Here is a 2377-nt window from a genome sequence, read left to right as displayed (position 1 = left end):
CGAAGAACGCCGGCACCATGTAGCTTGGCAGTTGGCTTCCCACATATCGGCGAAGCTCCGCTGCTTCCAGCTTGCCGTGACCAACCACATACGCGCACAGATAGGAATCCGCTCCCTTATCCTGACGCGCAATCACTACCGCTTCCTTCACCTGCTCGTGTCGCTGCAGAACCGCCTCGATCTCGCCCAGCTCGATCCGGTAGCCCCGGATTTTCACCTGCTCGTCGATCCGGCCCAAATAGTCCAGGTTGCCGTCCGGCAGCCATCTCGCCAAATCTCCCGTCCGGTACAGCCGCTCTCCGTTCGGATGCTGCACAAACTTCTCTTCCGTCAGTTCCGGGCGGTTCAGGTAGCCGCGCGCCAAGCCCGCTCCCGCGATGCACAGCTCTCCGGCTACCCCGATCGGCTGCTCCCTGAGCCGATCATCCATGACATACAGCCGCGTATTGGACAACGGCTTCCCGATCGGAATGTTCCCTGACTCCCCTTCGATCCGGTACGCCGTACAGATAACCGTGCTCTCCGTCGGTCCGTACGTGTTCCATACTTCGTACGGCACCGGCTTGTACCCTTTCACCTTGTCCGCTCCCGTCAGCAGCAGTCTCAGCTTCGAGGGCGCTTCCTCCTCCAGCAGCTGCTCGTACATTTGCGGCGGCAGCCACGCGATCGTAATCGCGCGCTTCCGGTAAAATTCGGTCAGTTCCTTCATTTCCAGACGGATCTCTTCCGGCACGATGCACACGCTCGCCCCCGCGATCAAATACGGGAACAGCTCCCACACCGATGCGTCGAAGGCGAACGAGGCGTATGTCGCCGCTACATCCTCTTCCGTCACACGGTAGAACTGCCGATGCCACTCGCTCAAGTTCACCAGCGACCGGTGCTCAATCAGCACCCCTTTCGGACGGCCCGTCGAGCCCGACGTGTAGATCACGTACGCCAGATGCTCTGCTCCCGCCGCCTCCGGCAGGTCACTTCCGTCTCCTTCTTCCAGCAGCCCGCGCTCCAGCACCAGCAACGATTCCGTTATGCCCGCCAACTTCTCCGCCACATCCGCCTGCCCCAGCACCAGCTTCACTCCTGCATCTGCCAGCGTGTAGCGGATGCGCTCCTCCGGGTAGCTCGGGTCGATCGGCACATACGCGCCTCCCGCCTTCAGCACCCCCAAGATCGCCACGATCATTTCCGTCGACCGCTCCGCCGCGATGCCCACCAGCTCATCCGGTCCGACTCCCTGCTCCCGCAGCTTCCGCGCAAGACGATTCGAACGGGCATTCAGCTCTGCGTAGCTCAGACGCTCCTCTCCGTACACCAGCGCTGTACGCTCCGGCGCTCGCTTTACTTGCTCCTCGAACAGGCTGTGAATCGTCTTCTCCTTCGGATACGGCGCTTCCGTCCCGTTGAACGCCGCCAGTCGCTCGCGCTCTTCCTCTGACAGCAGCGACAGCTCCCCGATCCGCTCCTCCGGCTTTGACGTCGCCTCCGTCAGCAGCTGCACGAAGTGACCCGCCAGTCGCTCCATGCTCGCTCGCCTGTACAACGACGTCCGGTATTGCAGTTGGAACACTAACCGTCCTTCCATCTCCGACGCTTGCAGCGCCAGATCGAACTTCGCCGCTTCCTGGCCTCCTCCGTACGGCGTCATCTTCAGACCGCCCCCGTAAGAAGCTTCCGCCTCCGTCATGTTCTGCATCGCGAACATCGTATCGAACAGCGGATTGCGGCTCATATCCCGCTCCAACTCCAGCTTCTCCACCAGTTCCTCCAGCGGGTAGTCCGCATGCTCGAACGCTTCCAGCGTCCGACGCTTCACTTCCGCCACCTGTTCCAGGAACGTCGCTTCCTTCTTCACTTCGTTACGCAGCGCCAGTGTCCCGACGAACATGCCGATAACCTGCTCCAAGTCCGCATGCGGGCGGCCCGCCACCGGCGTTCCAATGACGATATCCTCCTGCCCGCTATACTTCGACAGCAGCGTCGCATACGCCGCCAGCAGCACCATGTACAGCGTTGCGCCCGTCTGCGAAGCGATCTGACGCACGCGCGCCTCCACTTCCAGCGGCAGATCGAAGCCGATCGACTCGCCTTCGAACCGCTGCACGGCCGGACGCGCATCATCCGTCGGCAGCTCCAGCACCGGCAGTTCGCCTCCGAACCGCTCCAGCCAGTATGTTTCCTGACGCTTCAGCTCTTCCCCGCTCAGCCGCTCCCGCTGCCAGACTGCGTAGTCCTTGTATTGGATCCGCAGCGCAGGCAGCTCCTCGCCGCCGTACAGCCGCGCGAATTCTTCCACCAGCACTTGCATCGAGACTCCGTCTGATACGATATGGTGCATATCGTACATGAACAGACGCTTGCCTTCCTCCGCCAGCTTCAC

General features: G+C 61.9%; 1 protein-coding gene. It reads right to left on the bottom strand.

What is annotated here, in order from left to right:
• The coding region (locus tag K0T92_RS24380) for a non-ribosomal peptide synthetase (protein WP_219875231.1) at nt 1–2377 on the bottom strand (2377 nt) is incomplete at both ends.

This window comes from Paenibacillus oenotherae (assembly GCF_019443105.1).
In the GTDB taxonomy this organism is placed as follows: Bacteria; Bacillota; Bacilli; order Paenibacillales; family Paenibacillaceae; genus Paenibacillus_Z; species Paenibacillus_Z oenotherae.
This window is presented reverse-complemented; position numbering and strand designations above follow the sequence as displayed.